Source organism: Stutzerimonas kunmingensis (assembly GCF_032106285.1).
In the GTDB taxonomy this organism is placed as follows: domain Bacteria; phylum Pseudomonadota; class Gammaproteobacteria; order Pseudomonadales; family Pseudomonadaceae; genus Stutzerimonas; species Stutzerimonas kunmingensis_B.
In genome coordinates, this window is record NZ_DAMCPO010000008.1 from 137,554 (window position 1) to 163,380 (window position 25,827).

Below are 25,827 nucleotides of genomic sequence, written 5' to 3' on the forward strand. Positions count from 1 at the left end.
ATTGCGATCCTTGCCGTGCTGCGCCCCGGCATCACTCATAAGCAGTCCGATATTCGCAAGCCACCGCGACTACCAGCCATTGCCTGGGTCATTCAGATTGATTCCCTTACCTCGGGGCTTTGTTCAACACCTGGCCAGCCTCCCGCTGCGCCCTCGCCTCAACCATGAGCAGCCGATACCAGCGTCGTTCAATCCTGGCGCGCCTCACAACATGCAGCCATTGGCGGAGACGTCCGCTATGATCGCGCCCCTCATCTGCAAGCCCGGTTGCACACCATGTCGTCTCTCGAACTGATCGCCGCGCTGCTTGGCGTAATCGCCGTATGGCTGACGGTGCGCCAGAACCCATGGTGCTGGCCGATCGGGCTGGGCATGGTGTCGCTGTACGCCTGGTTTTTCCTCGACGCCGGGCTGTATTCACAGGTGTTGCTGCATAGTGTTTTCGCCGCAATGCAGCTCTACGGCTGGTGGGCCTGGACGCGAGGTGCCGCAGGCGAACACGGTAGGCCCGTGACCCTCGCCAGCCCGCGGGAGTTAGCGACAGGCATTGCCTGCGCAGTGCTCGGCAGCCTACTGCTCGGCAGTGCCATGGCGAGCTTCACCGAGGCCGCTTTTCCCTGGGTCGACGCCACCCTCACTGCATTCAGCCTGCTCGCACAACTGTGGATGGCCCTCAAGCGCCTGCAGTGCTGGGCTTTATGGATCGTCGTGGATGTGCTGTTCGTTGCCTTCTTCAGCTATCAAGGCTACTGGCTAACCGCCGGCCTCTACGCGCTGTTCACCGGACTTGCGGTCATGGGGCTACGGGAATGGCGCATGGCACGGGTGGCGACGCGATGAAGGTGCTGGTGCTCACCGGTCCGGAGTCCACCGGCAAAAGCTGGCTTGCACAGCGGCTGCTGCGCACATTCGGCGGAGTGATGGTGGGCGAATACGTTCGCCATTACATCGAGCAGACGCAACGCGACACGACGCTTGCCGACATTCCTGCGATTGCCCGTGGCCAGCTGGACTGGGAAGACGCCGCGAGAATTCAGGCACCGCATCTGCTGATTCTCGACACCCATCTGCTGAGCAACATGCTCTGGAGTCATACGCTCTTCGGCGATTGCCCCGCCTGGCTCGAGGACGAGCTGCTGGCGCGGGATTACCACCAGCACCTGCTGCTCTCGCCCGAGGGTGTCGAGTGGCATGCCGACGGCCAGCGCTGCCAGCCGGATATCAGCGAAAGACTGGAGTTCTTCGAGGCATGTCGCAGCTGGCTGGTGCAGCGGGATCGGCCCTTCGTCGAGCTCGGTGGCAGCTGGACCGAGCGCGAGTGGCAGGCGATCGCTCACACCCGTGCTCTGCTAGGCGAATGACTGGCCGCAAGCCCTATGGCTGGCGGTCGCGACGCAACAACAGGCCGATGGCAAGCACGACCAACAGGCTACCCGGCAACCAGTGCACACCCATGCGCGCCGGCTGATCAAAGAACAGCAGCAGCATCGAAACGAAGGGCACCAGGTAGCTGTAGGCCGTGACCGCACCGGGCGTGAGAACGGACGTCGCTCGCTGCTGCAGGAAAAAGGTCATGGCGCTGGAGAAAACGCCGAGGTAGGCCACCAGAAGCAGATCCAGCAGGTTCATGCGCAGCAGCGACGCCGGTTGCTCCCAGATAAAGCCCATCAGGCCGATCAGCAGCGCGCCGGCGATCAGGCTCCAGAAGGTGCGCAAACCCGCCTGCCGCGGCAAAGTGCCGTTCGCCAACCCCCATTTGCTGAGCACCGGGTACAACGCCGACGCGACACAACCGAAGAAGAAGCCCAGCTCGCCCAGGCCGAGCTGCATGCCGGAGAAATCGCCACCGTTCTCGGCCCAGGCCAGCCCAAGCGCCCCGCTCGCGCCAAGCGCCAAGATAGCCAACAGACGGCCGGCTGGCTGCTCGACACCAAGCCCGCGGCCCAGGCAATAAGCCAGTAGCGGTACGCTGACGAACAGCGTCGCCATCGACAACGCACTGACCCGATGGGCCGCCCAGAACATGGTGCCGAAAAAGCCCGCCAGGCATAGCCCCATGGCGGCGTATAGCAACAGCGTGCGCCAACTCGGTCGCCCTTCGCTCTGGCTCCAGGCCAGCGGCGCCAGGACCAATGCCGCAATGCTGAAGCGCATGGCTGTCAGCAGCAGTGGCGGCAACCCGTCAGTGAGCAAACCCACCGCGGGGAACGACAACCCGACAAATAGCGCCCAGAGCAGCATGCCCAGATGCGCGCGGGTGGTTCCGCCACGGCTATCGCTCATGCGCGCCTCCGGCGTGTGGTTGCCAAGGCTGGTGTTGATGGCGTGCGTATGGTGGCTGCGGTTCAAAAGCTCGCTCCCTGTGAATTGCCTCGCAGCCCATGGGACGATTACAGACGCGAGGGGGACCGTCGAATGACCCTGATCGAGTGACTGAGGTTCGGTTTGCGCGTCACGCTGATGGGGCGCCGGGTGACCGTATCGATGGTGATGTTCCAGAAGCCGGTACTCGGCACCACGATTTTCGCCGGGAATTTATCGAACGCCCCACCATGGTAGGTGTGCCGACCGCCGTTCTTGAAACTGCGGAAATTGGCATCGTTCATCAGGCGGATGTTGCAGGTCTGCGAGCATTCGATGACGACGATATCGTCCTCGTTGAGGTGCTCGCGCTGGTGTATGAACTTCATCGACTGCTCCGACAGCGCACGTGGCGGCAAAGCGGCCAACGATAGCATGCGCACCCGTCGAATCGGACCGGTTGTGAACCACGCGGGAGGCGCACCATCGTGCCAGGCCTGCGCGCGGGTTGTTCAGTAGCGCGGGTTGTGTATCCTCTGTGCACCTATCCAACTGCTACCCTCCTTCCATGTCCAGCACGTCACTCCCCTGCTCTTCAAGCCTGCCCGCGGGAAGCCGACTGCTGTTTCTCTTCGATACCGGATTGCTGGCCCTGTGGTGAAACGCGGCTCGCCGCGCACTTAACCCATCGCCAACCCAGTTCATCGAGGAATGCCGCCCATGCTTGCGGTCCGTAATACCGTTCAGATCGACGCACCTATCGTGCGCAACGCAACCCGTTGCGGTTTCTTCATGGCCGGCTTCGGCCTGTCCGTCTGGGCGCCGCTGGTGCCCTATGTACGCGAACGCATAGAAATGACAGATGCAGTGTTCGGCCTTTTGCTGCTCTGCATCGGCGTCGGCTCGCTGACCTGGATGCCACTGTCCGGCGTGCTGGTAAGCCGCTGGGGCATCCGCCCGGTGCAGCTGTGCAGCGTCGTGCTTCTGGCGTTGTCGCTGGCCGGCATGGCCCTGACCGACTCGATGCTGTTGCTGGCTCTGGCGCTGTTCTGCTTCGGCGGCAGCCTGGGCGTCATCGACGTGATCATGAACATTCAGGCGGTGCTGGTGGAGACTGCGGTCGGCCGTCGACTGATGTCGAACTTCCACGGCATGTACAGCCTTGGCGCCATCAGCGGCGCACTGATGCTCACCGGCCTGCTGACCCTCGGCCTGGCGCCGGAGATCGGCAGCTTTCTGATGATCGGGCTGATCGTTGCGGCGAACCTCGGCCTGGCCCGCGGCTTTCTGCCGAATCGTGCGCCGGGCGGCGGCTTTGCCTTCGTGCGGCCCACAGGCGTGGTGCTGCTCGTAGGCCTGATGTGCTTTGTCGTCTATCTGGCCGAAGGCGCCGTGCTGGACTGGAGCGCGCTTTACCTGACCGGTGAGAAAGGCCTCGAAGTGGCCAAGGGCGGCCTGGGTTACGCAGCCTTCGCCCTCATGGTGACCATCGCGCGCTTCGCTGGCGGCCCGCTGGTAAATGCACTCGGCACGGCCCGCGTCATCGCCTTTGGCGGGTTGCTCGCTGCGTTCGGCATCGGCCTGAGCCTGGCCGCCGAACACTGGGCTGTGGCGCTGATCGGCTACGGATTGTGCGGGTTGGGCTGCGCGAACGTCTCGCCGGTGCTGATTTCGTCCCTGAGCCGGCAGGACGGCATGCCGGTGCAACTGGCCGTCACCGTGGCGACCACCATCGGTTTCGCCGGAGTCCTCGCGGGCCCGGCCATGATGGGCGTGGTCGCGCATTTCAGCTCACTGGGCATGGCCTTCGCGCTGCTCGCCGTCCTGCTGGTCGGCATCGTGCCGTTCTGCCGTCGCTTCACCGCGTGACCCCGGATAGAATGCGCGCCCTATGCGAATCCCAGACCTGCAGCAACGCCTCGCCGATATCGGCGCCAAGCCCCGTCATATCGGGCGAATGACACGTGCCTGGCTCAGGGGCCTGCCGCTCAATGTCGGCCGGCGCCAACAACAGGCCGAGGACTTCCTGCCGCTGAGCGTGCGCGCAGGGCTGCCGGCGCTGAGCGCCGAGATCGACGGTCTGGCGCGGCTGCGTTCCGAACATCCGGCGGCCGACGGTTCGGCGCGCCTGCTGGTGGAGCTGACCGATGGGCAGATGGTGGAAAGCGTCCTGCTGCCGCGCGACGGGCTGTGCGTGTCCAGCCAGGTCGGCTGCGCGGTGGGCTGCGTGTTCTGCATGACCGGCAAGAGCGGACTGCTGCGCCAGCTGGGCAGTGCCGAAATCGTCGCCCAGGTTGCCCTCGCCCGACGCTTCCGCCCGGTGAAGAAGGTAGTGTTCATGGGCATGGGCGAGCCCGCGCACAATCTCGAAAACGTCCTCGAGGCCATCGACCTGCTTGGCACGGACGGCGGCATCGGCCACAAGAACCTGGTGTTCTCCACCGTCGGCGACATGCGCGTGTTCGAGCGCCTGCCGCAGCAGCGGGTCAAGCCGGCGCTGGCCCTGTCCCTGCACAGCACCGATGCGGCGCTACGTCAGGCCCTGCTGCCGCGGGCGCCACAGATCGCACCCGACGAACTGGTCGACCTCGGCGAGGCCTACGCCCGCGCGACCGGATTCCCGATCCAGTACCAGTGGACACTGCTCAAGGGCATCAACGACAACCAGGATGAGATGGATGGCATCCTGCGCCTGCTCAAGGGCAAGTACGCGGTGATGAATCTGATCCCCTACAACAGTCTGGAAGATGATGAATATCAGCGTCCCGATGGCGAGCGCATCGTGCAGATCGTGCGTTACCTGCACAGCCGCGGCGTGTTGACCAAGGTACGCAACTCGGCCGGCCAGGACATCGATGGCGGTTGCGGCCAGCTCCGCGCCCGGGCCGAGCAGGTGCTCGATCGCAAGCGACGCGTTGATCGCGGGGCCTGAACCCGCAAGCCGCAGTCACTGTCCCAGCGCAATACGATTGATGGCCCGCCCGGCCTCATACAGCAAGGAAAGCGCAAGCCGCATGCACACATTGGAACAACTGGAACGTGGTGAACTGACAGGAATCCGCCGTCTCGATCTCTCGGCCAACCTGCAGCATTTTCCCGAGGCGATCTTCGCTCTCGCCGATACGCTGGAAGTACTGAATCTCTCCGGTAACCGACTCAACAGCCTGCCGTCCGACCTGTCCCGCTTGCGCAAGCTGCGCATTCTATTCTGCTCGGACAACCTCTTCACCGAGGTGCCGGACTGCCTCGGCGACTGCGAGGAGCTGGAGATGATCGGCTTCAAGGCCAACCAGATCCGCCATCTGCCTGGCGCCGCGTTGCCGCCGGCGTTGCGCTGGCTGATCCTCACCGACAACCAGCTGCAAGCGTTGCCTGACGAGATTGGCAATTGCCGCCACTTGCAGAAACTGATGCTCGCTGGCAACCAGCTGTCTTCGTTGCCGGATACGCTGGCCAATTGCGTCAACCTGGAATTGCTGCGTATCGCCGCCAACCGCCTGCCAGCGCTGCCCGACTGGCTGCTGACACTGCCTCGACTCAGCTGGCTGGCCGCTGCCGGCAACCCCTTCAGCGACACCAGCGAAGCGATGAGCCTCGCTCGTCATTCGCTACCGGCGATCCCGCGCGAACAGGTCGTCCTGCACGAGCAGCTGGGCCAAGGTGCGTCGGGCATCATCTACCGTGCCGCATGGCAGCCGAGCGGACAGTCGCCCAAGCTAATGGCCGCCAAGCTGTTCAAGGGCCATGTCACCAGCGACGGCCTGCCCCACAGTGAGATGGCAGCCTGCGTATCCGCTGGCGCCCATCGGAACCTTATAGACGTTGCCGGGCCGCTGGCCGATCAGCCGGGCCAAACGCCGGGTCTGCTGATGGATCTGGTCGAGCCGGCCTTCCAGCCACTGGCTGGTCCGCCGTCGCTGGTCAGTTGCACACGCGATTGCTACGCCGAGGATCGAACCTTCACCGTGGAGCAGGCGCTGCGCATCGCCCGCGGCACCGCCTCGGCGGTCGCTCACCTGCATCAGCGCGGCATCCTGCATGGCGATCTGTACGCCCATAATCTGCTGGTCGACCCAACGGGCGAATGCCTGCTCAGCGATTTCGGCGCTGCCTCGTTCTTCGAGCCGGACAGTGCCACTGGCCAAGCGCTGCAACGCATCGAATCGCGCGCTTTCGGTTGTCTGCTGGAAGAGTTGCTGCAACGCTGCCCAGACCTCGAAAACGATTCGCATCGGCACACTCTGTACGAGCTACAGAATCAGTGCATGTCAGAGCAGCCAGAAGGCCGTCCAAACTTCAGTAAGCTGCACACCACTCTCGCCGCGCTCTGACGCGCTTTCCGGAGCGATCCCGCAATGAATTCACCCAAAGCAGACGAAGAACATACGCCCTACCCTAAACCCTACTCGGATGCGGCGGTTGACCAGGACCCATTCATCCGTGGTTTGAAACAGCGCCTGCCCGAGCACTTGCGTGAGTCCTTCAGCGAAGAGCAGCTCGATGCCCTGCGTGGGGTGTTCGGCGCACGGTCATGGGTCAAGCACCGTGTCGATCTGCGCGGTACGGTGAAGGTGTGGCGCGACCGCTATTACTTCGCGATCGTCGCCGGCCGCAACAAGCGAAACCTGACACGTCCCCAGCAAAATCTCTCGCTGATGGCCAAGGCTGCATTGGCAACCTTGTTCCTGCTGTTTTCTGCATTGGTAGGGCTGTTGATCCTGTACGTATTCAAGTCAGCGCTGGGGATCAACCTTTTCCCAGGCTTCTCGCTAGGGCTTTGGGACTGGCTGAAGGAGAGCATCTGAGCGTCTCAAAAACGCTCCATCTGACCGTGCGCAGACCACAGCCCTGCACTACTCTAAATGACGCACAGATAGTGGGGTATTGGTTGATCCGCTTCAATCCGCAGTCCTGCAGCTGGCAGAGCAAAGTCTTGCTTTGAACTTCCCTAGCTAATGAGGAGCTTGCGAAATGAACGATGCTTCGAAAAAGCCTTCAGTCAGTACGAACGAGAAAAACATGCCTTCGGCGTCTCAGGAGCCCTGGCGTCCCTTCGACACCCTGCGCCGACAGGTGGATCGCCTCTTCGACGACTTTGAACGTCCCTGGCATCTGCCCTTCAGCCGCCATGGTCTGGAAACCCCGCCCCTGTGGCAGGGTGGCCCCAATCGGATGCCGGCGATGGACGTTGTAGAGAAGGAAAACTCGTTCGAGATCACAGCCGAACTGCCCGGACTGGATGAGAAGGATGTGGAGGTAAAGCTGGCTGGCAACAGCCTGATCATCAAGGGTGAAAAACGCCAGGATGATAAGGAGGAACGCGACGGCTACCACCTATCCGAAAGATCCTACGGCAGCTTCCAACGCAGTTTCGCGCTGCCCGAAGGCGTAGACCGCGACAAGATCGAAGCCACGTTCGGCAAGGGTGTATTGCGCCTGTCATTGCCCAAGCAGCCGGGCACCGCCGACAACACGAAGAAAATCTCCATCAAGGCAGAGTAATGCGACGGACCGGTTTGTAGTACAGCCGGTCCTGTATTTCAAAAATAGCCTGTGCGCTCGCCTCGCTCGGCTCTCTTTACCGCATCAAGTCTTTGCGCTGGCAATGCCTTTGTACGACTAGACTCCGGAGAAACCGCGATTGGAGGCAGTCATGTCCGAGACACCAATGAAAGACGATCAGGAAAAGACTCTGACGCTTCGCGAAATGCTGAGCAGCGTTCTGGCTGCGGCACTGGGCGTACAGAGCGGCAAGAACAGGGCCCGGGATTTCAGCCATGGAAAACCCAGCCACTTCATCATTCTCGGCGTGGGTTTCACCGTTCTGTTCGTGCTGGTGATCCTGGGGTTGGTGAAACTGGTGCTCTATCTGGTTGGGAGCTGAGCTTTTACTACTGATGGCTGACCCAGAAGATCGCGGTGCCCACCGCGAGCATGATCAGACTGAAGATAGCCGCGGCGTCCACCACACTGTCGCGCTGTTCGTTTCTCACGGAAGTTCTCCTCTAGCGGTTCGATGATATCGACAGCTTCTTTGAGGCAGTTAAGACCACTGTTGTGCGTTGCTCAAGGGCAGCGGGTTATAAGTCCATTTGGCTTGGTTTGGTTCTAAACATATTCCCAAACATCACTTTTGCGTATAACCACGAGCTGGTATCGTGCCGCCCTCCCTTAATGGGTGCGCGGCCGTGCGCGCGAATGCTGTAGACAGCCTGAAAACAGGACATTTATGTACGTTTACGATCAGTACGACCAACACATCATCGAGGATCGGGTCCGGCAGTTCCGCGACCAGACTCGCCGCTTCCTGGCTGGCGAACTCGCAGATGAAGAATTCCGCCCGCTGCGTCTGCAGAATGGCCTGTACATCCAACGTTACGCGCCGATGCTGCGCGTAGCCGTGCCTTACGGGCTACTGTCCTCCACCCAGGTACGTAAGCTGGCCGAGATCGCACGTCATTACGACAAGGGCTACGCACACATCAGTACCCGGACCAACGTGCAGTTCAATTGGCCCGAGCTGGAAGACGTGCCGGAAATTCTTGCCGAGCTGGCCACCGTGCAGATGCACGCCATCCAGACCAGCGGCAACTGCATCCGCAACACCACCACCGACCAGTTCGCTGGTGTCGCCAAGGACGAGCTGATCGATCCCCGCCCGTGGTGCGAGATCATTCGCCAGTGGTCGACCTTCCACCCCGAATTCGCCTTCCTGCCGCGCAAGTTCAAGATCGCCGTCAACGGCGCGGTCAGCGACCGAGCCGCCATCGAGGTGCACGATATCGGCCTGGAAGCGGTGAAGAACGAGGCCGGCGACCTGGGCTTCCGTGTTTCGGTCGGCGGCGGCCTCGGGCGGACCCCCATCGTCGGCAGCTTCATCAACGAATTTCTGCCTTGGCAGCACCTGTTGAGCTATCTCGACGCCATCCTGCGGGTCTATAACCGCTATGGACGTCGTGACAACAAGTTCAAGGCACGCATCAAGATTCTGGTCAAGGCGCTCACGCCAGAAGTGTTTGCCGAGCGCGTCGATGCCGAATGGGCGCACCTCAAGGACGGCCCGACGACGCTGACCGAAGCTGAAGTTCAGCGTGTCAGCAAGTTTTTCGTCGATCCGGAGTACAAAGCCCTGGAAGACCAGAGCGCTGCGCTCGCCCAGCTGGACGCAGAGCATCCGGGCTTTGCCCGCTGGCGCCAGCGCAACGTGGTCGCACACAAGAAGCCCGGCTACGCGGCAGTCACCCTCTCGCTGAAGAGCACTGGCGTGGCGCCCGGCGACGTCACCGACAAGCAGCTCGATGCCATCGCCGATCTGGCCGATCGCTACAGCTTCGGCGAGGTGCGCAACTCCCACGAGCAGAACATGATTCTGGCCGATGTCGAGCAGGCCAAGCTGTTCGAGCTCTGGCATGAACTGCGCGAATTAGGTCTGGCCACGCCTAACATCGGCCTGCTGACCGACATCATCTGCTGCCCTGGCGGCGACTTCTGCTCGCTGGCCAACGCCAAGTCGATCCCAATCGCCGAATCCATCCAGCGTCGCTTCGATAACCTCGACTACCTGTTCGACCTGGGCAACATCGACCTGAACATCTCAGGCTGCATGAACGCCTGCGGTCACCACCATGTCGGCCATATTGGCATTCTGGGCGTGGACAAAAAGGGCGCGGAGTTCTACCAGGTTTCGCTGGGCGGCAGTTCCGGCCGTGACGCGAGCCTCGGCCAGATCCTCGGCCCATCCTTCGCCCAGGACTCGATGCCAGATGTGATCGAAAAGATCATCAACGTTTACGTGGAGCAGCGTACCGAAGATGAACAGTTCATCGACACTTACCGCCGCATCGGCATTGATCCCTTCAAGGAGCGCGTCTATGCAGCGAATCATTAAGAACGATCAACTGGTCGACGAGACCTGGCACCTGCTGCCCAAGGAACAGACGCTCGACGACCTGTGCAATAGCGACGATCTGATCGTGCCGTTGCATCTCTGGCTGGACCATGCCCATGCGCTGAAAGCCCGCGACGGCGGCCTCGGGGTCTGGCTCGATGCCAACGAGCAGGTCGAGGACATCGCAGACGACCTGGCGCACTTCCAGGTCATCGCGCTGAATTTCCCCAGCTTCACCGACGGCCGCCACTACTCCAGTGCCCGCCTTTTGCGCGAGCGCTACGGCTACAAAGGCGAGATCCGTGCCATCGGTGACGTACTGCGGGACCAGCTGTTCTACATGCGTCGCTGCGGTTTCGACGCATTCGCCATTCGCGCCGATCGGGATCCGGTCGACGCGCTGGAAGGCTTGAAGGACTTTTCGGTGACCTATCAGGCCGCGGCCGACGATGAGCGCCCGCTGTTCCGCCGTCGCCAGGGTTGATACCAGCCCGGTCGATTGCGACAAATGAAAAGCCCGCCTATTGGCGGGCTTTTCATTGCTTCATTGATACATCCAGAAGTTGGGGTGTTCGACCGGCGTGGTGACTACATCGGCCTTTTTTCCGGCAGCGATCTGTTTGATCTTTTCGGCGAGCTTCTTCATGAAACATTTCCTCGGTTGCGATCAGGAGTGGCGCTAGATTCCGCCAATTACCGCTGCCGAGGAAATTCATTGCCACTATCGCGGCGATAAGCCAGCACGTGTGGAATTCAGTCCACGCGGACCAGCACTCGACCCACCTGGCCGCCGGCCAGAATGCGCTCGATCGCCGTCGGCAACTCCTCCAGCCCGACCTCCTGCGAGAGGTCGTCCAGATTGGCCAGCTTCCACTGCAGCGATAGTTTGTCCCACATGGAAGCCTTGACCACCAGCGGGATCTCCACCGAATCCACGCCCAGCAGATTCACGCCGCGAAGAATGAACGGAAGCACGCTGGCCTGGAAATGCGTCCCGGCGGTAAGGCCGCAACAGGCCACGCTGGCACCGCGCTGTAGCGACTTCACCACGTTGAACAGGATGTCTCCGCCAACGGTGTCCACCGCCCCGCCCCATTGTTCCTTGAGCAACGCTTTCTCCACACCAGCCTGCAGTGCGGCGCGCTCGACGATCTGGCTAGCCCCCAGGCGAGTAAGGAAGTCCGCCTGATCAGCCTTGCCCGTGACCGCCGCAACCTTGTAGCCAAGACTGGCCAATAGCGCCACCGCTATGCTGCCAACGCCACCCGTCGCGCCGGTGACCAGCACGGACGCTTCGCCTGGCTCAAGACCCGCCTGTTCCAGCTTGTCGACGCAGAGGGCCGCGGTCAGCCCGGCCGTGCCGAGGATCATAGCCTCGCGCAACGAAAGCCCCTGCGGGCGCTTGATCACCCAGGCCGCCGGAACGCGGATGTACTGGCCGAAGCCACCGGCGGTGTTCATGCCCAGGTCGTAGCCCGTGACAATCACCTCATCGCCTTCGGCGAACTCACCGACGCTGGACGAAGCCACGACACCCGCGGCGTCGATGCCTGGCGTATGGGGAAATGAGCGGGTCACGCCGCGATTGCCGCTCGCCGATAGCGCATCCTTGAAGTTCAGCGAGGAGTAATGCACCCGAATGAGTACCTCACCGGCTGGCAGCTCGTCGGTAGTACGTTCGACGATACGGGTTTCGAAACGACCCTCGGTCGTCTCGCTGACTTGTAGTGCCTTGAAGCTGCTCATGCGGTTCCCCTTGTCATTGCCAAAAACGTTGTTCGTTCAGCCGGCTCCAGCCTTTCAGCAGGCCGTGCTCCATAACCGTACTGGCCGCCATGCCGAAGCGCTCGGGCAGGCTTTTCTTCTGTATGTAATGCAACTGGAACAGTTCCGCTTCCTGAGCGCGCTCGGCGAGATACTGATCGCTGGTCTTGAGTTCGTCCGCCAGATGCTTGCCCAACGCGGCAATGCCCAGCCACACCTCTCCCGTCGCCACGTCATCTATCGACAGGTTCTGCCGGTAACGCGCGACGAAGTTCTTAAACAGCTCGTGGGTCGTCTCCAGGTCTTCCTGGAACTTCTCGCGGCCCTTCTCGGTGTTCTCGCCGAACACGGTCAACGTGCGCTTGTACTCGCCAGCGGTCAGCACTTCGAAATCGACATCGTGCTTCTTCAGCAGTCGATGCACATTCGGCAGCTGTGCCACCACGCCAATGGAACCGAGGATGGCGAACGGTGCGGTGAGAATGCGATTGCCGATACAGGCCATCATGTAGCCGCCGCTGGCTGCGACCTTGTCGACACAGACGGTCAGAGGCACGCCGGCATCTCGAATGCGCACCAGCTGCGAGGCAGCCAGGCCATAGCCATGGACCATGCCGCCACCACTTTCCAGGCGCAACACCACCTCATCCTGCGGCGTCGCCATGGTCAGCAGCGCGGTGATCTCGTGGCGCAGGTTGTCTACTGCAGACGCGCGAATATCGCCATCGAAATCGAGAACGAAGACTCGAGCTGGAGACTCGGCCTTCCTGTTCTGCTTGGCCGCCTTCGCTTCGCGCTTGCGCGATGCCTTGAACGCGTCCTTCTCCATTACGGCCTGCTCCAGGCGCTCACGCATGGATTTGTAGAATTCGTTGAGCTTGTGCACCTCGAGGTGCCCACCACTCTGTTTGCTGCGTCCCCGCCGCATCGAAGCGAGCGCGATGAGCACGATCACGATCGCCACGACCAACGTGACGGTCTTTGCCAGGAAGCTGGCATAGTCGACAAGAAATTCCACGTATCCCCCTCGATGAGTTCCGGTCGCCGACAAACTACCTTCGGCGGCATGCCGCCAGCATACCGGCGGGCCTGTGGCGGAGCCAGCGCGAGCGATTCAAACAAACGTTCGAATTATCGTTGACACTCCTGAACGATGTCCCTACCCTCGCGAAAAACAGTGCCGGCCGGAGCAGCAGCATGGGCAGTATCTACCTGATCAGGCATGGTCAGGCGTCTTTCGGCGCAGAAAACTACGACGTGCTATCCCCGCTGGGATATCGCCAGTCCGAAGCCTTGGGTGACTACCTGGCGCAACTCGATGTGTCTTTCGATAGATGCCTGAGCGGCGAGCTGGAACGCCAGCAGGATACCGCCCGCGCCACGCTGGCGAGGCTAGGCGCTCAGCCTGAGCTTGAAGTCGATGCTGCCTTCAATGAGTTTCACGCCGATGCGGTTATCCGCGCGCATCTTCCCGACCTGCTCCAGGTGGAGCCGAATGCGATGCACATCCTGCGCAACGCCGCCGATCATCGTGCCGACTTTCAGCGCCTGTTCACCCATGTAGTGCATCGCTGGATATCCGGTGAGCATGAGAAGGACGAACTGGAGAGCTGGCAGCACTTTCTCGACCGTGTACGTGGTGGCCTGGAGCGCGTTCTCGATCAAGCCGGCAAGCGCGACCGTATCGCCATCTTCACCTCCGGTGGAACTATCACCGCGCTGCTGCAACTGATCATAGGCGTGCCGCCGATCAAGGCGTTCGAGATGAACTGGCAGATCGTCAACACCTCGCTCAGCCTGTTGAAATTTCGTGATCGGGATGTCGCACTGGCTTCGTTCAACAGCCATGCGCACCTGCAACTCCTGAAGAATCCGGAGCTCGTCACCCATAGATGAGCCCAGCCCCAAGCGGCCAAAAGCTGCGTGTACCCATAACGACCAAAAAGGAAACCCTCATGAGCAACGTCGCCGAGACTTTCAAAGGCATGCAGTCGAAGTTCAACCCCAGCGCCGCTGCCGGCCTGGATCTGGTCTTCCAGTTCAACATCACTGATGCCGAAAACTACTACCTGGTGGTCAAGGATGGCACCTGCGATCTGCAGCAGGGCGATTCCAGCGACGCCAACGTCACTCTGATCATGGACAGCGAAACCATGCAGGGCATCGTCAGCGGCGAAACCGACGGCATGCAGGCTTTCATGGCCGGCAAGCTGCGCGCCGAAGGCGACATGATGCTGGCCATGAAGCTCAGCGAACTGTTCCCAGCCTGAGGCGAAAGCTGATTGCTGAGATGCAAAGGAACCGAAGTCTCAGACTTCGGTTTTTTTATGCCAGCGATTCATACGCGGACGAATCAGGGAGCTTGATTAACCAGCAACACTCCGGCCAATAACAGCGCGCATCGCTTGGTCTACGCAACCTCGAGCATTAGATTACTGAATCATCTTGGGCACCGAACATAAGTAGAAGGGATAACAATGGCGCTTACAGATCAAACCACCCGCGTCCGTGCAGGCGAGGAATTGCCGGTCGATATCATCGACCAATACTTGAAGGCGCATATCCCTGGCCTGAACGGTACACCGCAGATTTCCCAGTTTCCCGGCGGCGCATCGAATCTGACCTACCTGCTGCAGTACCCCGATCGCGATCTGGTCTTGCGCCGCCCTCCCTTCGGACACAAAGCTAAATCAGCCCACGACATGGGCCGCGAATTTCGCATTCTCAATCAGCTCAACGAAGGCTTTCCCTACTGCCCGAAGGCGTACGTGTACTGCACCGATGATTCAGTGATAGGCGCGGAGTTCTACGTGATGGAGCGCGTCAACGGCATCATCCTGCGCTCGGAGCTGCCGCCGGAACTGAGCCTCGATGAAGGCCAGACCCGTGCCCTCTGCGAGAGCTTCATCGACAAGTTCGTCGACTTGCACAATGTCGACTATCAGGCCTGCGGCCTCGGCGACCTGGGCAAGCCGGAAGGCTACGTGAAGCGCCAGATCGAGGGTTGGAGCGAGCGCTACGAACGCGCCATCACTCCCGATGCGCCCGCCTGGGAGGCGGTGAAGGCCTGGCTGAAGGACAAGATGCCGGCGGATCACCCTAAGCCGGGAATCATTCACAACGACTACCGTTTCGACAACGTCATCCTCAACCCGGATAACCCGATGGAGATCATCGGCGTACTGGACTGGGAAATGACCACTATCGGCGATCCGCTGATGGATCTGGGCAATACGCTGGCCTACTGGATCGAAGCCGCTGATCCCCAGCCAATGCAGGCAATGCGTCGCCAACCGAGTCATCTACCCGGCATGCATACCCGGCAGGGCTTCGTCGATTACTACGCGCAACGAGCCGGGATCGAGATTCCCTGCATCGATTTCTACTACACCTATGGCCTGTTTCGCCTGGCTGGAATCGTTCAGCAGATCTACTACCGCTTCTATCACGGTCAGACCCAGGACCAGCGTTTCGCCTCATTCATCCACATGAACAAGTTGCTCGAACACAAGGCGCTGCAAGTGATCGGGCAATCGACGCTCTGAAGCTATCCAAACCCTGTGGCACGCCACAGGACCGAACAAGAAAAGAGGAACGACCATGTCCAAGACAACCCTGTTCGACCTAGACGGCAAAATCGCCTTCGTTTCCGGCGCCAGCCGCGGTATCGGCGAAGCCATCGCCAAACTGCTCGCGCAGCAAGGCGCCCATGTGATCGTATCCAGCCGCAAGATCGAAGGCTGCCAGGCGGTAGCCGACGCGATCATCGCTGAAGGCGGCAAGGCCACCCCGGTCGCCTGTCACATCGGCGAGATGGAACAGATCCAGTCAGTGTTTGCCCAGATCCGCGAACAGTTCGGCCGCCTCGATATTCTGGTCAACAATGCGGCGACCAATCCCCAGTTCTGCCACGTGCTGGATACCGATGTTTCGGCCTTCCAGAAAACCGTCGACGTGAATATCCGCGGCTACTTCTACATGTCCATCGAAGCCGGCAAGCTGATGCGCGAACACGGCGGCGGCAGCATCATCAACGTCGCTTCCATCAACGGGGTAACGCCCGGCAACTTCCAGGGCATCTACTCGATCACCAAGGGCGCCGTGATAAACATGACCAAGGCCTTCGCCAAGGAATGCGCGCAGTTTGGTATTCGCTGCAATGCGCTGCTGCCAGGCCTGACCGATACCAAATTCGCCTCAGCGCTGGTCAAGAACGAGTCCATCCTGGAGATGGCACTGCAGCACATCCCGTTGAGCAGGGTTGCCCAGCCGAGCGAAATGGCCGGTGCGGTGCTCTACCTGGCCAGCGACGCGTCCAGCTACACCACCGGTGTGTCACTGAACGTCGACGGTGGTTATCTGGCCTGATCGTTCCCGCCGCACAAAAAAGGGAGCCAAGCGGCTCCCTTTTTTTGTTTGCCCTCGCTCACCAGTTCTTCAGTGCCTCGGTCGCAGCGGCATTCACCGGTTTCGCCAGTAGCCCCGTAGGCGTCAGTTCCACGGCATAGACGGCCCCATCGGCGATTGGCATGTACTCGACACGCAGCACTTGCGGTTCTAGGAAGTGCAGATCGCGGCGTTCGAGCTGCAGCGCGTCCCATATATCCACGCCCAGAGGGTTCTCGCTCAGTACAACGCGACCATGGCGGGCGATGTTCTGTTGCTCCACGGCGAGATATCGTCCGGAAAGCCGCTCCAGTCGATACCCTGACTCCAGACCTATCAGCTCAGCCAGGCTCTTCCAGCGAAGCAGATGGAGATCGAGCTGCCATAGATCACCTTCCAGCATCACCGTTCGCGTCTCGTTGCCCTGTTCCAGGCTGACTTCGTAACGCTGCGGACCCTGGGCGTGGAAACTCACAGTGACCAGCGGCTTCTTGTCAGGCAGCGCAGCGTAGGTGCTGACGTCGTAGCCAATCAGGCCAATCAATCCGGCGAACAACAGGACCAAAAAGCCGCAAGTCCCGCGCAACCATCCCATCAGCCAGTGCCCCCCCAGTAGCAAGCGCAGCGCGACCAGCAATACGATCACAGCCAGCAGTGCGATCACGATCGCAAGCCCGAGATATTGCATAACCAAGCGTCCTTTCAATTGGGTGCGACATTATCCGCAGGAGCAATCAGAGCAGCCAGCATCTGCATGGGACAGCCATCACGCGCTGACACTCTTGTCTATCAGGACGTGGATCTCGGTCATACGAGCAAGCTCTTTCGCCGACGTGGCCAGTCGCATTATCCTCCGCTGCCGTTCTGCCTATTGAGGCCCGCATGCCCTTCGCACTTGAGCTCGCGCTCGATCCTGCCACGTTGGTGATACTGTTCGCCGTAGCTTTCACTGCCGGGTTCATCGACGCCATCGCCGGGGGCGGCGGGTTGTTGACCATTCCTGCCCTGCTGACTGCCGGCCTACCACCGCATCTCGTGCTGGGCACCAACAAGCTGTGCGCCACATTCGGCTCGGCCACAGCCAGCTACACCTTCTATCGCCGCCGACTATTCGAGCCGGGCCTGTGGCGACGAGCGCTCACAGGCACGGCGATCGGCGCCGCAGTTGGCGCAGTAGTCGCGCAGTTCATGCCGGCAAGCTGGCTTAACCAGCTATTGCCGCTGGTGGTTTCTGCCTGCGGGATCTATCTGCTCTTCAGCCATATGCCGGCCAAATCAGCCAGCGATGCAGTGCTCATCGGCCGCAGACGCCAATGGCCACAGAGCCTTTCACTGGGCTTTTACGACGGCGTAGCCGGCCCGGGAACCGGCGCCTTCTGGACGGTCAGCAGCATGCTGCTCTACCCGCTCGACCTGCTGAGAGCGAGCGGCGTGGCGCGGACGATGAATTTCGTCAGCAATGCCATGGCGCTTGCAGTATTCATAATCGGCGGTCACGTCGCCTGGGTGCTGGGCATTGGGATGGGGCTGGCCTTGATGGCAGGCGCCTACTTCGGCGCGCGCACGGCGATCCGCGGTGGCTCGCGGTTCATCCGTCCGGTATTCATTCTGGTAGTACTGGCGATGAGTCTGCGGCTAGCCTGGCAACACTGGTTCGGGGTGGCCTAGCCGACGGGCCAGATAAAGCTCGATCAGATAGCGGGCGATGGATTGGCGCGCGGGCAACGCCGGCAGGTTGTCGATGGCGAACCAACGGGCATCCTCGATTTCCTCGGGCTGCAGCACGATATCGCCACCGGCATATTCCGCGTGGAACCCGAGCATGAGGGAATGGGGAAACGGCCAGCCCTGGCTGGCGATGTACTGCGGCGCATGAATGGCCACACCGACTTCTTCTCTTACCTCGCGTGCGACGCACTGCTCCACCGACTCACCCGGCTCAACATAACCGGCCAGCGTGCTGTAGACACCAGGCGCGAAACGCGGTGAGCGCGCCAGCAACAATTCGTCTCCACGGGTGACCAGGACGATCATGCTCGGTGAAAGCCGCGGGTAGTGCTGAACTCCACAGGCTGGACAGTACATGGCACGCTCACCGGCTCGCGCCTGCATGGGCGAGCCACAGCTGCCACAGAAACGATGCTGGCTGACCCAGGTACCGATCTGCGTGGCATAGCCGAGGAGCCGGAACAGATCGCGATCGTCCTCCTGCATGAACTGGCGCAGGCCCTGCCAGCGCGCGCCTGGTACATCGGCCGGAAAGTCCAGTTCGAAAAGAAACACCGGCTCTCCGTCGAAGTGCCCCAGACCCTGTTCGCTGAGCAGCGGCAGATCCAGGCGCTTGAGCCAGTCCCGCGGAAAGAGCGCACCGTTGCCATCGAGCAGAAACTGCTGCCGGCAGTGCACCACCGCCCAGCCTCCTGCCATCGAGGGATCGAGCAGCGCCGCCTGCCAGCGCAAGCTCATCAGGCGGCTACCGGCATGCCCAGCGCGCGCACGCTCTCGCTGGCCAGATCAAGCACGCTCACGCGAGAGTCGTCACGTCGCAATACCGCACCACCTTCAAGGTAGTACTCCAGGCTGGTCAGCGCATCGGCCAGAGTTTCCAGCAGTTGCTCGGGGGGCATCTGGTTCGATTCGAGCATGTGCTTTTGAATGAAATCAGCGCAGGCGCCGATCAGGTCCGCCGCGCGCTCCTGCTCAAGAAAACGCAGACCGCCGCGCACGGCCTGCAGGCTGAACGGCACGTTGGCCAGGTGCAATTTCTCCCCGTTGGACTCGAGATAAGCGGTGATTGCCCGCTTGGCCAGCGCCAGGCCTGCGGTCGCCTCATCGATTACCACGATGCACGCTTCGGTGAGCTGGTGATTGGCAAAGGCTTCCGCTTCCATTCCGGGTCGGGCGACCTGAGGCTTGCTATCGCGTCGATCGCCGCGCTCAAGGCTGGCGACCATGCTCTCGACATACAGCACGGCATCGGCGAGACGCTGGATGACATGCGGTTCCGGCGCATGCTCCAGGCTCCAGCCAGACACGTCGCCCAGCTGCGCCTGCAGCGTGCTGGCCGCAGATGAAAGGCCAACCATGCCGAGGGTCTTGGCCATCTTCCCGAGCAGGTTATGCAGGTTCGAGTAGGCTTCCGCCTGGGCGGTGCCTCGCTCGATCAGATCCAGCAGATCCTTCAGGCTCGCCAGTTCCTCACGGATCGCCGAGGACAGCGAACGCATGACGGCCTGGCCCGGGCCGGCCAGGCGCTGGGATTCATCTTCCAGCAGGTGGTCGGTGAACGGCAGCGAACCCAGCGAGAACACCTGACGGACCTGGCTGGCGATAGGCCCATGGGTGTCCGCCAGCGCGACGACGTATAGCAGCTCCTTGAGCAGGCTGCGTGGCGCCTCGTATGCAGGGTTGCCAATGACCTGCTTGAGTTCCCGGTCCAGACGGGAAAACAGCTGCTTGCGCGACTTGCGCGGCAATAGCTGGCCGTCCAGTTGCGATTCGACAGCGGCGCTGCCGATCCAGCACAGCCGACCTCCTGGCGACTCGACGAAGAGATGATCCAGCCGCGTCAAAGCGCGGCCCATGAGTTTCAGGCTGGCTGGCAGATTCTCTTCACGAATGAAGCCAAGCAACCCGACCTGATACATCTGACGCAGCCGCCGGGCCTCGGCAACTGGCGCGACTCCCGAACGAACCGGCACGTCCAACGCAGGACGGGCATGGTCGAGCCGGACGCTGAAAAAGAAACTTTCCGGCAACGGCGGCTGCGCGCACGCCTGGCGCAGCGCGTTGATGGCTGGAAGCAGCAGCTCGGGGATTTCCTGGCGGCTGGCATCGACGCTTTCCAGATAACGCCGCAGCACATAGAGCGCGTTGCTCAGCGCGGCGAGTTGCACGTCACGGTCCTCACCAGCGCCGACCGGGATGTCGGTAGCCAGCTGCAATATCTCCTGCGCCAGCAACTCGGCGCCGGTCAGCTCGATGAGGTTGAGCGTGCCGCGTACCTGCTTGAGGTTTTCCACCGCCTGCTGCAACAGGCCGCCGTTGTTGTGATCGATGATGAAATGCTCGAGGCTCTGCTCGGCTTCTTCCATGGTGGCGAACAGTTCGTCACGTACCAGACCGAGTGAAGTAGCTCCAGTAACCATGCCTAGTGCGCCTCCCGCGCAAACGTGTGGTGACGCATCAGTCGGCAAAGTCCGGCTTCTGTTTGCTCATATGAGCGGCGATGGCGACCTTGATGTCGGCCGACTGCAGCATGGCCGCATTCCAGGTGGCGATGTACTCGAGGCCATCGTCGACCCGGTGATCGCGCATGTAACGGATCATCTCCTTGGTGCCGCGAATGGCGAGCGGTGATTTGCTGGCGATGTCACGGGCCAGCTCCAGCACGGCGTCCATCAGCATCTGCTGATCGGCATAGGTGCGATTGACCAGCCCGATGCTGCGAGCTTCCTCGCCGCTGATGGTGCGGCCGGTAAAGGCCAGTTCGCGCATCATGCCATCGCCGATGATGCGAGGCAGGCGCTGCAAGGTGCCGACATCGGCCGCCATGCCCATGTCGATTTCCTTGATCGAGAATTTCGCGTCCGCCGTGCTGTAACGCATGTCGCAAGCGGAGATCAGATCGATGGCGCCGCCCAGACAGTAACCCTGGATCGCGGCGATGACCGGCTTGCGGCAGTTGTCAACGGCATTGAACGATGCCTGCAGAGAGAGGATCTTGCGCCGCAGCTGCTCTGCATTGCGGCCGACGTCGTTGCCAAGCTGGCTGCCGACCGAAGCGAGCATCTGCAGGTCTATACCGGAAGAGAAGTGGTCACCGGCGCCACTGAGGACGACTACGCGCACTTCGTCGGTTGCATCGATCCAGTTGAAGATATCGATGATTTCCGACCAGAACGCAGCGTCCATCGCATTGATCTTTTCAGGCCGATTGATCACGACGCGGGCAATCTTGTCTGCCAACTCTACGCGGAAGGCTTTGTATTCGGTCACGCTATCATCCTCGACAGCAAGGGCGCATGGGGAGCGCCGTGGCGGGCAAACCCGTACGACGGCGGGCAACTATAACAACTGCCACCACGACGAGTGAATGTCGATGCAGACGATGTGATACAGACCACGCCGCCAGACGACCTGTTCATGCCGTTGTAGACGGTGGCGAGCATCGACGCATCATTCTTCGCGGATACAGTCGACGGTGTACACACATCCATCCGCGCCTGCCTCATGTTGCAGGCCATGAACGTCGGCATCGAACCCGGGGAAACGCTCGGCGAAATCACGGGCGAAACGAAGGTAATCGAGAATCGAGCGAGTCTCTTCGGTAAAGCGCTCGCCCGGCATGATCAACGGGATACCCGGCGGATACGGCACCAGCATGACCGCCGCGATCCGGCCCTGCAGTGCCTCGATCGGCACCGCTTCGACCTCGCCGCGAACCAGCTTGTCATAGGCTTGGGCCGGAGTCATCGCAGGCTCCGGCAACGCCGTGTACATCCTGCGCATGGCCCGCGCCGTGGCGTTTTCGCAATAACAGGCATGCAGCGCATCGCAGAGATCACGCAGCCCCATACCCGCATAGGCCGCTGCACCGGCGCGCGCAATTGATGGCAGGGCCTCGACCAGCGGGATATTGGCGTCGTAGTGACGCTTGAACTCCAGCAACTCGGTCAGCAGGGTGCTCCACTTGCCCTTGGTGATGCCCATGGAGAAAAGCACCAGCATCGAATAAAGCCCGGTTTTTTCCACCACCAGACCACGTTCCCAGAGAAACTTGCTGACCACCGCCGCCGGTATGCCACTTTCACCCAGTGCGCCGGATGCGGTAAGGCCCGGAGTGACGAGCGTGACCTTGATTGGGTCGAGCAGCACGTAATCGTCGGCGATATCGCCGAAGCCATGCCAGTCAGCCGTTGGCTCGAGAAGCCAGTCCGGGGTCACCAGCGCGTCGGCGCCGTCGACCAGTGGTGGCTGCCAGATGCTGAACCACCAGTCGTCGGCATCGATGTGCTGGCGCAGGTTGGCCAGCGCCCGACGGAAGCTCAGCGCCTCATCGAACGTCTCTTGAATCAACGAGCGTCCCGCCGGGCCTTCCATCATGGCCGACGCCACGTCCAGCGATGCGAGGATGCCGTACTGCGGCGAGGTGGAGATGTGCATCATGAAGGCTTCGTTAAAGCGATCGCGGTCGAGCTGCCGTGTCTGGCTGTCGAGCACATGGATCATCGAGGCCTGGCTGAAAGCTGCCAGCAGCTTGTGGGTTGAATGGGTGGTGAACACCAGCGGGCCCTGCTCCCGCGTATCCATGCCGTAGCGGCCGTCATAGAACTCGTGGAATGCCGCGTAGGCGTACCAGGCCTCGTCGAAGTGCAGCACTTCTACGTTGTCAGCAAGGGTGCGCTTGACCAGGTTGGCGTTGTAGCAGAGCCCGTCGTAGGTCGAGTTCGTCACCACCGCCAGCTTGACCTTCGGCGGCCGGCCACGCGCCAGCGGGTTGGCGGCGATCTTCGCCTGGATGGACTCGCGGGTGAATTCTTCCAGCGGAATCGGGCCGATGATGCCCAGCTCGTTGCGCGTCGGGCTCATGTACAGCGGTATCGCGCCAGTCATGATGATGGCGTGCAGAATCGATTTGTGGCAGTTGCGATCCACCAGCACCAGATCGTCTCGTGCGACCATCGAATGCCAGACGATCTTGTTCGCCGTCGAAGTGCCATTGATCACGAAGAACGTGTGATCAGCGCCGAAGTTGCGTGCGGCGCGGGCTTCCGCCGCCGCTACCGGCCCGGTGTGATCGAGCAACGAGCCAAGCTCGGGTACCGAAACCGACAGGTCCGAGCGCAAGGTGTTTTCACCGAAGAACTGGTGGAACGCCTGGCCGACCGGACTCTTGCGGTAGGCCACGCCCCCACCGTGTCCCGGCGTATGCCAGGAATAGTTCGACTCGCCGGTATGGCGTACCAGCGCGCTGAAAAACGGTGGCAGCAGATCCTCTAGATAACCGCGTGCGGCCCGGGCGACCTGGCGCGCCAGAAACGGCACGGTGTCTTCGTACAGGTAAAGCAGGCCACGCAACTCGTTGAGATCGGCCATTGCCTCGGCAGGCGCATTCTCGATGGTGATCTGCTCGCCCAGTGCAAAGATCGGCAGACGCGGCGCGCGGCGACGAGCGACGCGGATCAGTTCCACCACGTCGTGCAGCAGGCGCTGATTGTCACCGGCGCCTTCTGCCGCAACCAGGATGCAGGCCAGCCCATGGTGCGTGGAGGCGACGATTCGTCCCTCGTTGGAGCTTGCTGTAGGCAGGATATTGAAGCCGTCGCGCTCCAGTTCGGAAGCGATGCCACGCACTCGCTCACCGGCAACGGTATCGGCCTTTATGTCACGGTGAACGATGAGGATGGGGAATTTCAGGTCTTTGTACATGCGCACTCTCTGCGAACGATCCACCTACAGGGTAGAAGCGTCCGCAGCAAAGGAACAGCGCATTGAAACGAGCGGTTGTGAGGCAGCGTCGCAAGTAGGCGGCAATGCCGAGCCATTCAGACTTCGAGCTGAGCCCAGAGCGGAGCTGCCCCGGCGGCTTTCTCGATCGCGGCCATTCGAGCCATGTGCGCGGCAACCTCTTCTTCGGTAGCGCGCAGCACCGCAGTGCGCGGCCGATCGGCCGGTAGCCGGCGGATCGGCGTGGGCTGGGGGCGACCGCCGTCGGAACTTTCACCATCACCTGCGAGGGACAGATTGGTCTGCCCGCCGGTCATGGTCAGCCAGACGTCGGCGAGAATCTCGGCATCGAGCAGAGCGCCGTGCAGATCGCGGCCCGAGTTGTCCACGCCGTAGCGTTTGCACAAGGCATCGAGGCTGTTGCGCTGGCCCGGGTGACGCTCCCGAGCCATCAGCAGGGTATCGAGCACCGAGCAGTGGTCGGTGATCTCGGCACGCTCCTGCTGACCGAGCAGCGCGAACTCGTTATTGATGAAGCCAAGGTCGAACGCGGCGTTGTGGATGACCAGCTGCGCGTCCTTGATGAACTCGAAGAACTCGTCGGCGATATCGCGGAACCGCGGCTTGTCGACAAGAAACTCGTTGGTGATGCCGTGAACGGCGATCGCGCCCTCGTCCACTTCACGATCAGGTTGCAGATAGACGTGGTAGTGCCGCCCGGTCAGGCGGCGGCCGATGACTTCGACACAGCCAATCTCGATGATCCGGTGGCCATCGGTCACCGGCATGCCCGTCGTTTCGGTATCCAGCACTACCACCCTGTCAGTATTCGATTTGTAAATCGTCATAGCGCACTTGCCCCAAAGTAGTCACAAACACTGGCATCCAGCTCAAAATTGCTCGCGATGCCCAACGCAAAGATGTAAACCAAAAATCGTCTTCCACTCAACTGCGCAAAAATGTAAACATGCCCTACACAATCAAAACCTTCATGACAAGGTCCGGCGAGCGGTTTTCCCAGCTTTACGACACAGAGACGCCAGGCCTCCCTTTATTCTACCCGACAGCCTTTGTCGCTCGCTTCCTCCGCTCAGCCACTCACGAGACGCAGAAAGTCTATCTGGCCGTGATCAAGCGCATCTGCGAATGGGAATTTACCAAACAGGTGGACCTCGCCAACTGTTTCCATAGAAGTAAGTTTCTCACCTGTGCCCAGATTGATGACCTTGCTAACCATCTAAGAGCCAGCAAGCTCGGAGGAAAAGGCGAAGTCATCGGAAGCCCGAAGTACAACACCTATGTCGCCTATGCAACAGAGTATCTTCGCTGGCTTGCCCAAGAGGTTATTACGGACTGGAACACAGTAAACGTAAGAGCATCAATCGAAGCTCAAAGCGATATGCTCTTAAAAAAGAAAATCCGAAAAAGCGGTTCAAAATCCTCGCAAAACCGTCGTGTAGTTACCAAAAGCCTGACCACTGCCTCCAGCGGCAAATTATTGAGCCTGTTCGAGCAACCATTCGAAGGCATAACGCGCACTCAAGATCTAGGATCCAGGATACGGAATATCGTAATGCTCCGTATTCTCTACGAAACTGGCATGCGCGTCGGCGAGCTACTAGGCCTCAAGCTAAAAAACTTTAGCAATGCAACTGGCGAGGATAGTGCCACCTTAGAGATCACCCGCAATCACCATGATGAATTCGATTCAAGACTGAACCAGCCAGTTGCTAAAACACTCGGCCGTACGCTTCCAATATCGGAAAGCCTCGAGGCACAACTTGATGAATACTGCAACAACTGGCGAGCTGAAGTCGAAGGTGTCGGTTTCTCTGACGAAGACTTCATTTTTGTAATCCATCGAGCCGGGCGAACCCTAGGCCAAGCACTCCCTAAAAGTTCTTTCGACTCCGGACTTTCTAACCTCAAAAAATCCTTTCCGGCACTAACACCGATTCACCCGCACCTTTTACGCCACGATTGGAACTATCGATTCTCAATGAAAGTAGATGCGATCGGCATGTCATTTGAAGAAGAAC

Annotated in this window: 26 protein-coding genes; 16 read left to right on the forward strand and 10 right to left on the reverse strand. The window is 60.8% G+C overall.

The window, feature by feature from the left end:
* Positions 1-276: 276 nt before the first annotated feature.
* Positions 277-840 (forward strand): nicotinamide riboside transporter PnuC, encoded by a 564-nt coding sequence (pnuC, locus tag RT582_RS08845; RefSeq protein ID WP_278432990.1) that lies wholly within the window; start codon positions 277-279, stop codon positions 838-840.
* Positions 837-1,361 (forward strand): AAA family ATPase, encoded by a 525-nt coding sequence (locus tag RT582_RS08850; protein WP_278445995.1) that lies wholly within the window; start codon positions 837-839, stop codon positions 1,359-1,361. Before pnuC ends, RT582_RS08850 begins: the two co-directional genes overlap by 4 nt.
* Before the next feature lie 13 nt (positions 1,362-1,374).
* Here the strand turns inward: RT582_RS08850 and RT582_RS08855 are convergent, their stop codons facing one another.
* Positions 1,375-2,349 carry a DMT family transporter gene (locus RT582_RS08855; protein WP_313477179.1) on the reverse strand — a complete coding sequence of 325 codons (975 nt, stop codon included), beginning with the start codon at positions 2,347-2,349 and terminating at the stop codon, positions 1,375-1,377.
* A gap of 41 nt (positions 2,350-2,390) precedes the next feature.
* On the reverse strand, positions 2,391-2,738 hold the full coding sequence (locus RT582_RS08860; protein WP_172602763.1) for a DUF1883 domain-containing protein: 348 nt from the start codon (positions 2,736-2,738) through the stop codon (positions 2,391-2,393).
* Between the two features lie 283 nt (positions 2,739-3,021).
* Between RT582_RS08860 and RT582_RS08865 the strand changes: the two genes are divergently transcribed.
* The 8 genes from RT582_RS08865 to RT582_RS08900 all read left to right on the forward strand — a co-directional run bounded on the left by RT582_RS08865 (position 3,022) and on the right by RT582_RS08900 (position 10,673).
* Positions 3,022-4,170, forward strand: coding sequence for an MFS transporter (locus RT582_RS08865; RefSeq protein ID WP_313477180.1), 1,149 nt, complete (start codon positions 3,022-3,024; stop codon positions 4,168-4,170).
* A gap of 22 nt (positions 4,171-4,192) precedes the next feature.
* Positions 4,193-5,233, forward strand: coding sequence for an RNA methyltransferase (locus RT582_RS08870; RefSeq protein ID WP_014820141.1), 1,041 nt, complete (start codon positions 4,193-4,195; stop codon positions 5,231-5,233).
* A gap of 82 nt (positions 5,234-5,315) precedes the next feature.
* Positions 5,316-6,632 (forward strand): leucine-rich repeat-containing protein kinase family protein, encoded by a 1,317-nt coding sequence (locus tag RT582_RS08875; RefSeq protein WP_313477181.1) that lies wholly within the window; start codon positions 5,316-5,318, stop codon positions 6,630-6,632.
* A gap of 24 nt (positions 6,633-6,656) precedes the next feature.
* On the forward strand, positions 6,657-7,106 hold the full coding sequence (locus RT582_RS08880) for a 3-phosphoshikimate 1-carboxyvinyltransferase (protein WP_230357438.1): 450 nt from the start codon (positions 6,657-6,659) through the stop codon (positions 7,104-7,106).
* A gap of 166 nt (positions 7,107-7,272) precedes the next feature.
* Complete coding sequence (locus RT582_RS08885) at positions 7,273-7,803, forward strand: Hsp20/alpha crystallin family protein (protein ID WP_313477182.1); 531 nt, start codon at positions 7,273-7,275, stop codon at positions 7,801-7,803.
* 166 nt (positions 7,804-7,969) lie between these two features.
* Positions 7,970-8,185 (forward strand): DUF2970 domain-containing protein, encoded by a 216-nt coding sequence (locus RT582_RS08890; RefSeq protein WP_023445301.1) that lies wholly within the window; start codon positions 7,970-7,972, stop codon positions 8,183-8,185.
* Positions 8,186-8,530: 345 nt separating this feature from the next.
* Positions 8,531-10,189 carry a nitrite/sulfite reductase gene (locus RT582_RS08895; protein WP_023445300.1) on the forward strand — a complete coding sequence of 553 codons (1,659 nt, stop codon included), beginning with the start codon at positions 8,531-8,533 and terminating at the stop codon, positions 10,187-10,189.
* Positions 10,173-10,673: a DUF934 domain-containing protein gene (locus RT582_RS08900; RefSeq protein WP_003279803.1), complete on the forward strand. Its 501-nt coding sequence runs from the start codon at positions 10,173-10,175 to the stop codon at positions 10,671-10,673. Before RT582_RS08895 ends, RT582_RS08900 begins: the two co-directional genes overlap by 17 nt.
* A 269-nt stretch (positions 10,674-10,942) precedes the next feature.
* On the opposite strand, the gene RT582_RS08905 is transcribed toward RT582_RS08900, so the two are convergent.
* Together RT582_RS08905 and sohB are read right to left on the reverse strand one after the other, a co-directional pair.
* Entirely contained in the window at positions 10,943-11,935 is a 993-nt protein-coding gene (locus RT582_RS08905) for a YhdH/YhfP family quinone oxidoreductase (RefSeq protein WP_313477183.1), read from the reverse strand.
* Positions 11,936-11,948: 13 nt separating this feature from the next.
* A complete protein-coding gene (gene sohB / locus RT582_RS08910; protein ID WP_313477184.1) occupies positions 11,949-12,971 on the reverse strand; it encodes a protease SohB in 1,023 nt (340 codons plus the stop codon).
* A gap of 179 nt (positions 12,972-13,150) precedes the next feature.
* On the opposite strand from sohB, the gene RT582_RS08915 reads away from it, so the two are divergent.
* The 4 genes from RT582_RS08915 to RT582_RS08930 all read left to right on the forward strand — a co-directional run bounded on the left by RT582_RS08915 (position 13,151) and on the right by RT582_RS08930 (position 16,321).
* Positions 13,151-13,849, forward strand: coding sequence for a histidine phosphatase family protein (locus tag RT582_RS08915; protein ID WP_125862075.1), 699 nt, complete (start codon positions 13,151-13,153; stop codon positions 13,847-13,849).
* A gap of 59 nt (positions 13,850-13,908) precedes the next feature.
* Entirely contained in the window at positions 13,909-14,223 is a 315-nt protein-coding gene (locus RT582_RS08920) for an SCP2 sterol-binding domain-containing protein (protein ID WP_014820131.1), read from the forward strand.
* Positions 14,224-14,430: 207 nt separating this feature from the next.
* Positions 14,431-15,498 carry a phosphotransferase family protein gene (locus RT582_RS08925; RefSeq protein ID WP_014820130.1) on the forward strand — a complete coding sequence of 356 codons (1,068 nt, stop codon included), beginning with the start codon at positions 14,431-14,433 and terminating at the stop codon, positions 15,496-15,498.
* Positions 15,499-15,553: 55 nt separating this feature from the next.
* Positions 15,554-16,321 (forward strand): SDR family oxidoreductase, encoded by a 768-nt coding sequence (locus tag RT582_RS08930; protein ID WP_023445295.1) that lies wholly within the window; start codon positions 15,554-15,556, stop codon positions 16,319-16,321.
* 58 nt (positions 16,322-16,379) lie between these two features.
* Here RT582_RS08930 and RT582_RS08935 read toward each other — a convergent pair whose 3' ends face one another.
* On the reverse strand, positions 16,380-17,027 hold the full coding sequence (locus RT582_RS08935; RefSeq protein ID WP_041013726.1) for a hypothetical protein: 648 nt from the start codon (positions 17,025-17,027) through the stop codon (positions 16,380-16,382).
* 194 nt (positions 17,028-17,221) lie between these two features.
* Between RT582_RS08935 and RT582_RS08940 the strand changes: the two genes are divergently transcribed.
* The gene (locus tag RT582_RS08940) at positions 17,222-18,007 is read left to right on the forward strand and encodes a TSUP family transporter (protein WP_313477185.1); all 786 of its coding nucleotides are present in this window, start codon (positions 17,222-17,224) and stop codon (positions 18,005-18,007) included.
* Here the strand turns inward: RT582_RS08940 and nudC are convergent.
* From nudC to dnaQ, 5 genes are all read right to left on the reverse strand, one after another.
* Positions 17,975-18,805 (reverse strand): NAD(+) diphosphatase, encoded by an 831-nt coding sequence (gene nudC, locus RT582_RS08945; RefSeq protein ID WP_179484105.1) that lies wholly within the window; start codon positions 18,803-18,805, stop codon positions 17,975-17,977. The two genes, RT582_RS08940 and nudC, sit on opposite strands and share 33 nt — an antisense overlap.
* Positions 18,805-20,487 carry a ferrous iron transporter B gene (locus RT582_RS08950; RefSeq protein WP_313477186.1) on the reverse strand — a complete coding sequence of 561 codons (1,683 nt, stop codon included), beginning with the start codon at positions 20,485-20,487 and terminating at the stop codon, positions 18,805-18,807. The genes nudC and RT582_RS08950 overlap by 1 nt, the downstream gene beginning before the upstream one ends.
* A gap of 37 nt (positions 20,488-20,524) precedes the next feature.
* Positions 20,525-21,337 carry a crotonase/enoyl-CoA hydratase family protein gene (locus RT582_RS08955; RefSeq protein WP_014820125.1) on the reverse strand — a complete coding sequence of 271 codons (813 nt, stop codon included), beginning with the start codon at positions 21,335-21,337 and terminating at the stop codon, positions 20,525-20,527.
* 180 nt (positions 21,338-21,517) lie between these two features.
* Positions 21,518-23,770, reverse strand: a complete 2,253-nt coding sequence (locus RT582_RS08960; RefSeq protein WP_278390228.1) for an Orn/Lys/Arg family decarboxylase — start codon at positions 23,768-23,770, stop codon at positions 21,518-21,520.
* A gap of 116 nt (positions 23,771-23,886) precedes the next feature.
* Positions 23,887-24,636: a DNA polymerase III subunit epsilon gene (gene dnaQ / locus RT582_RS08965; RefSeq protein WP_313477187.1), complete on the reverse strand. Its 750-nt coding sequence runs from the start codon at positions 24,634-24,636 to the stop codon at positions 23,887-23,889.
* Positions 24,637-24,755: 119 nt separating this feature from the next.
* Here dnaQ and RT582_RS08970 point away from each other — a divergent pair.
* A partial coding sequence (locus RT582_RS08970) for a site-specific integrase (protein ID WP_313477188.1) occupies positions 24,756-25,827 on the forward strand: 1,072 nt, incomplete at its 3' end.

Bases quoted from the DNA above. Each gene is read 5' to 3' on its own strand.
- pnuC (WP_278432990.1), top strand. From the start codon at position 277: ATGTCGTCTCTCGAACTGATCGCCGCGCTGCTTGGCGTAATCGCCGTA.
- RT582_RS08850 (WP_278445995.1), top strand. From the start codon at position 837: ATGAAGGTGCTGGTGCTCACCGGTCCGGAGTCCACCGGCAAAAGCTGG.
- RT582_RS08860 (WP_172602763.1), bottom strand. From the start codon at position 2,738: ATGCTATCGTTGGCCGCTTTGCCGCCACGTGCGCTGTCGGAGCAGTCG.
- RT582_RS08865 (WP_313477180.1), top strand. From the start codon at position 3,022: ATGCTTGCGGTCCGTAATACCGTTCAGATCGACGCACCTATCGTGCGC.
- RT582_RS08870 (WP_014820141.1), top strand. From the start codon at position 4,193: ATGCGAATCCCAGACCTGCAGCAACGCCTCGCCGATATCGGCGCCAAG.
- RT582_RS08875 (WP_313477181.1), top strand. From the start codon at position 5,316: ATGCACACATTGGAACAACTGGAACGTGGTGAACTGACAGGAATCCGC.
- RT582_RS08880 (WP_230357438.1), top strand. From the start codon at position 6,657: ATGAATTCACCCAAAGCAGACGAAGAACATACGCCCTACCCTAAACCC.
- RT582_RS08885 (WP_313477182.1), top strand. From the start codon at position 7,273: ATGAACGATGCTTCGAAAAAGCCTTCAGTCAGTACGAACGAGAAAAAC.
- RT582_RS08890 (WP_023445301.1), top strand. From the start codon at position 7,970: ATGAAAGACGATCAGGAAAAGACTCTGACGCTTCGCGAAATGCTGAGC.
- RT582_RS08895 (WP_023445300.1), top strand. From the start codon at position 8,531: ATGTACGTTTACGATCAGTACGACCAACACATCATCGAGGATCGGGTC.
- RT582_RS08900 (WP_003279803.1), top strand. From the start codon at position 10,173: ATGCAGCGAATCATTAAGAACGATCAACTGGTCGACGAGACCTGGCAC.
- RT582_RS08905 (WP_313477183.1), bottom strand. From the start codon at position 11,935: ATGAGCAGCTTCAAGGCACTACAAGTCAGCGAGACGACCGAGGGTCGT.
- RT582_RS08915 (WP_125862075.1), top strand. From the start codon at position 13,151: ATGGGCAGTATCTACCTGATCAGGCATGGTCAGGCGTCTTTCGGCGCA.
- RT582_RS08920 (WP_014820131.1), top strand. From the start codon at position 13,909: ATGAGCAACGTCGCCGAGACTTTCAAAGGCATGCAGTCGAAGTTCAAC.
- RT582_RS08925 (WP_014820130.1), top strand. From the start codon at position 14,431: ATGGCGCTTACAGATCAAACCACCCGCGTCCGTGCAGGCGAGGAATTG.
- RT582_RS08930 (WP_023445295.1), top strand. From the start codon at position 15,554: ATGTCCAAGACAACCCTGTTCGACCTAGACGGCAAAATCGCCTTCGTT.
- RT582_RS08935 (WP_041013726.1), bottom strand. From the start codon at position 17,027: ATGCAATATCTCGGGCTTGCGATCGTGATCGCACTGCTGGCTGTGATC.
- RT582_RS08940 (WP_313477185.1), top strand. From the start codon at position 17,222: ATGCCCTTCGCACTTGAGCTCGCGCTCGATCCTGCCACGTTGGTGATA.
- nudC (WP_179484105.1), bottom strand. From the start codon at position 18,805: ATGAGCTTGCGCTGGCAGGCGGCGCTGCTCGATCCCTCGATGGCAGGA.
- RT582_RS08950 (WP_313477186.1), bottom strand. From the start codon at position 20,487: ATGGTTACTGGAGCTACTTCACTCGGTCTGGTACGTGACGAACTGTTC.
- RT582_RS08960 (WP_278390228.1), bottom strand. From the start codon at position 23,770: ATGTACAAAGACCTGAAATTCCCCATCCTCATCGTTCACCGTGACATA.
- dnaQ (WP_313477187.1), bottom strand. From the start codon at position 24,636: ATGACGATTTACAAATCGAATACTGACAGGGTGGTAGTGCTGGATACC.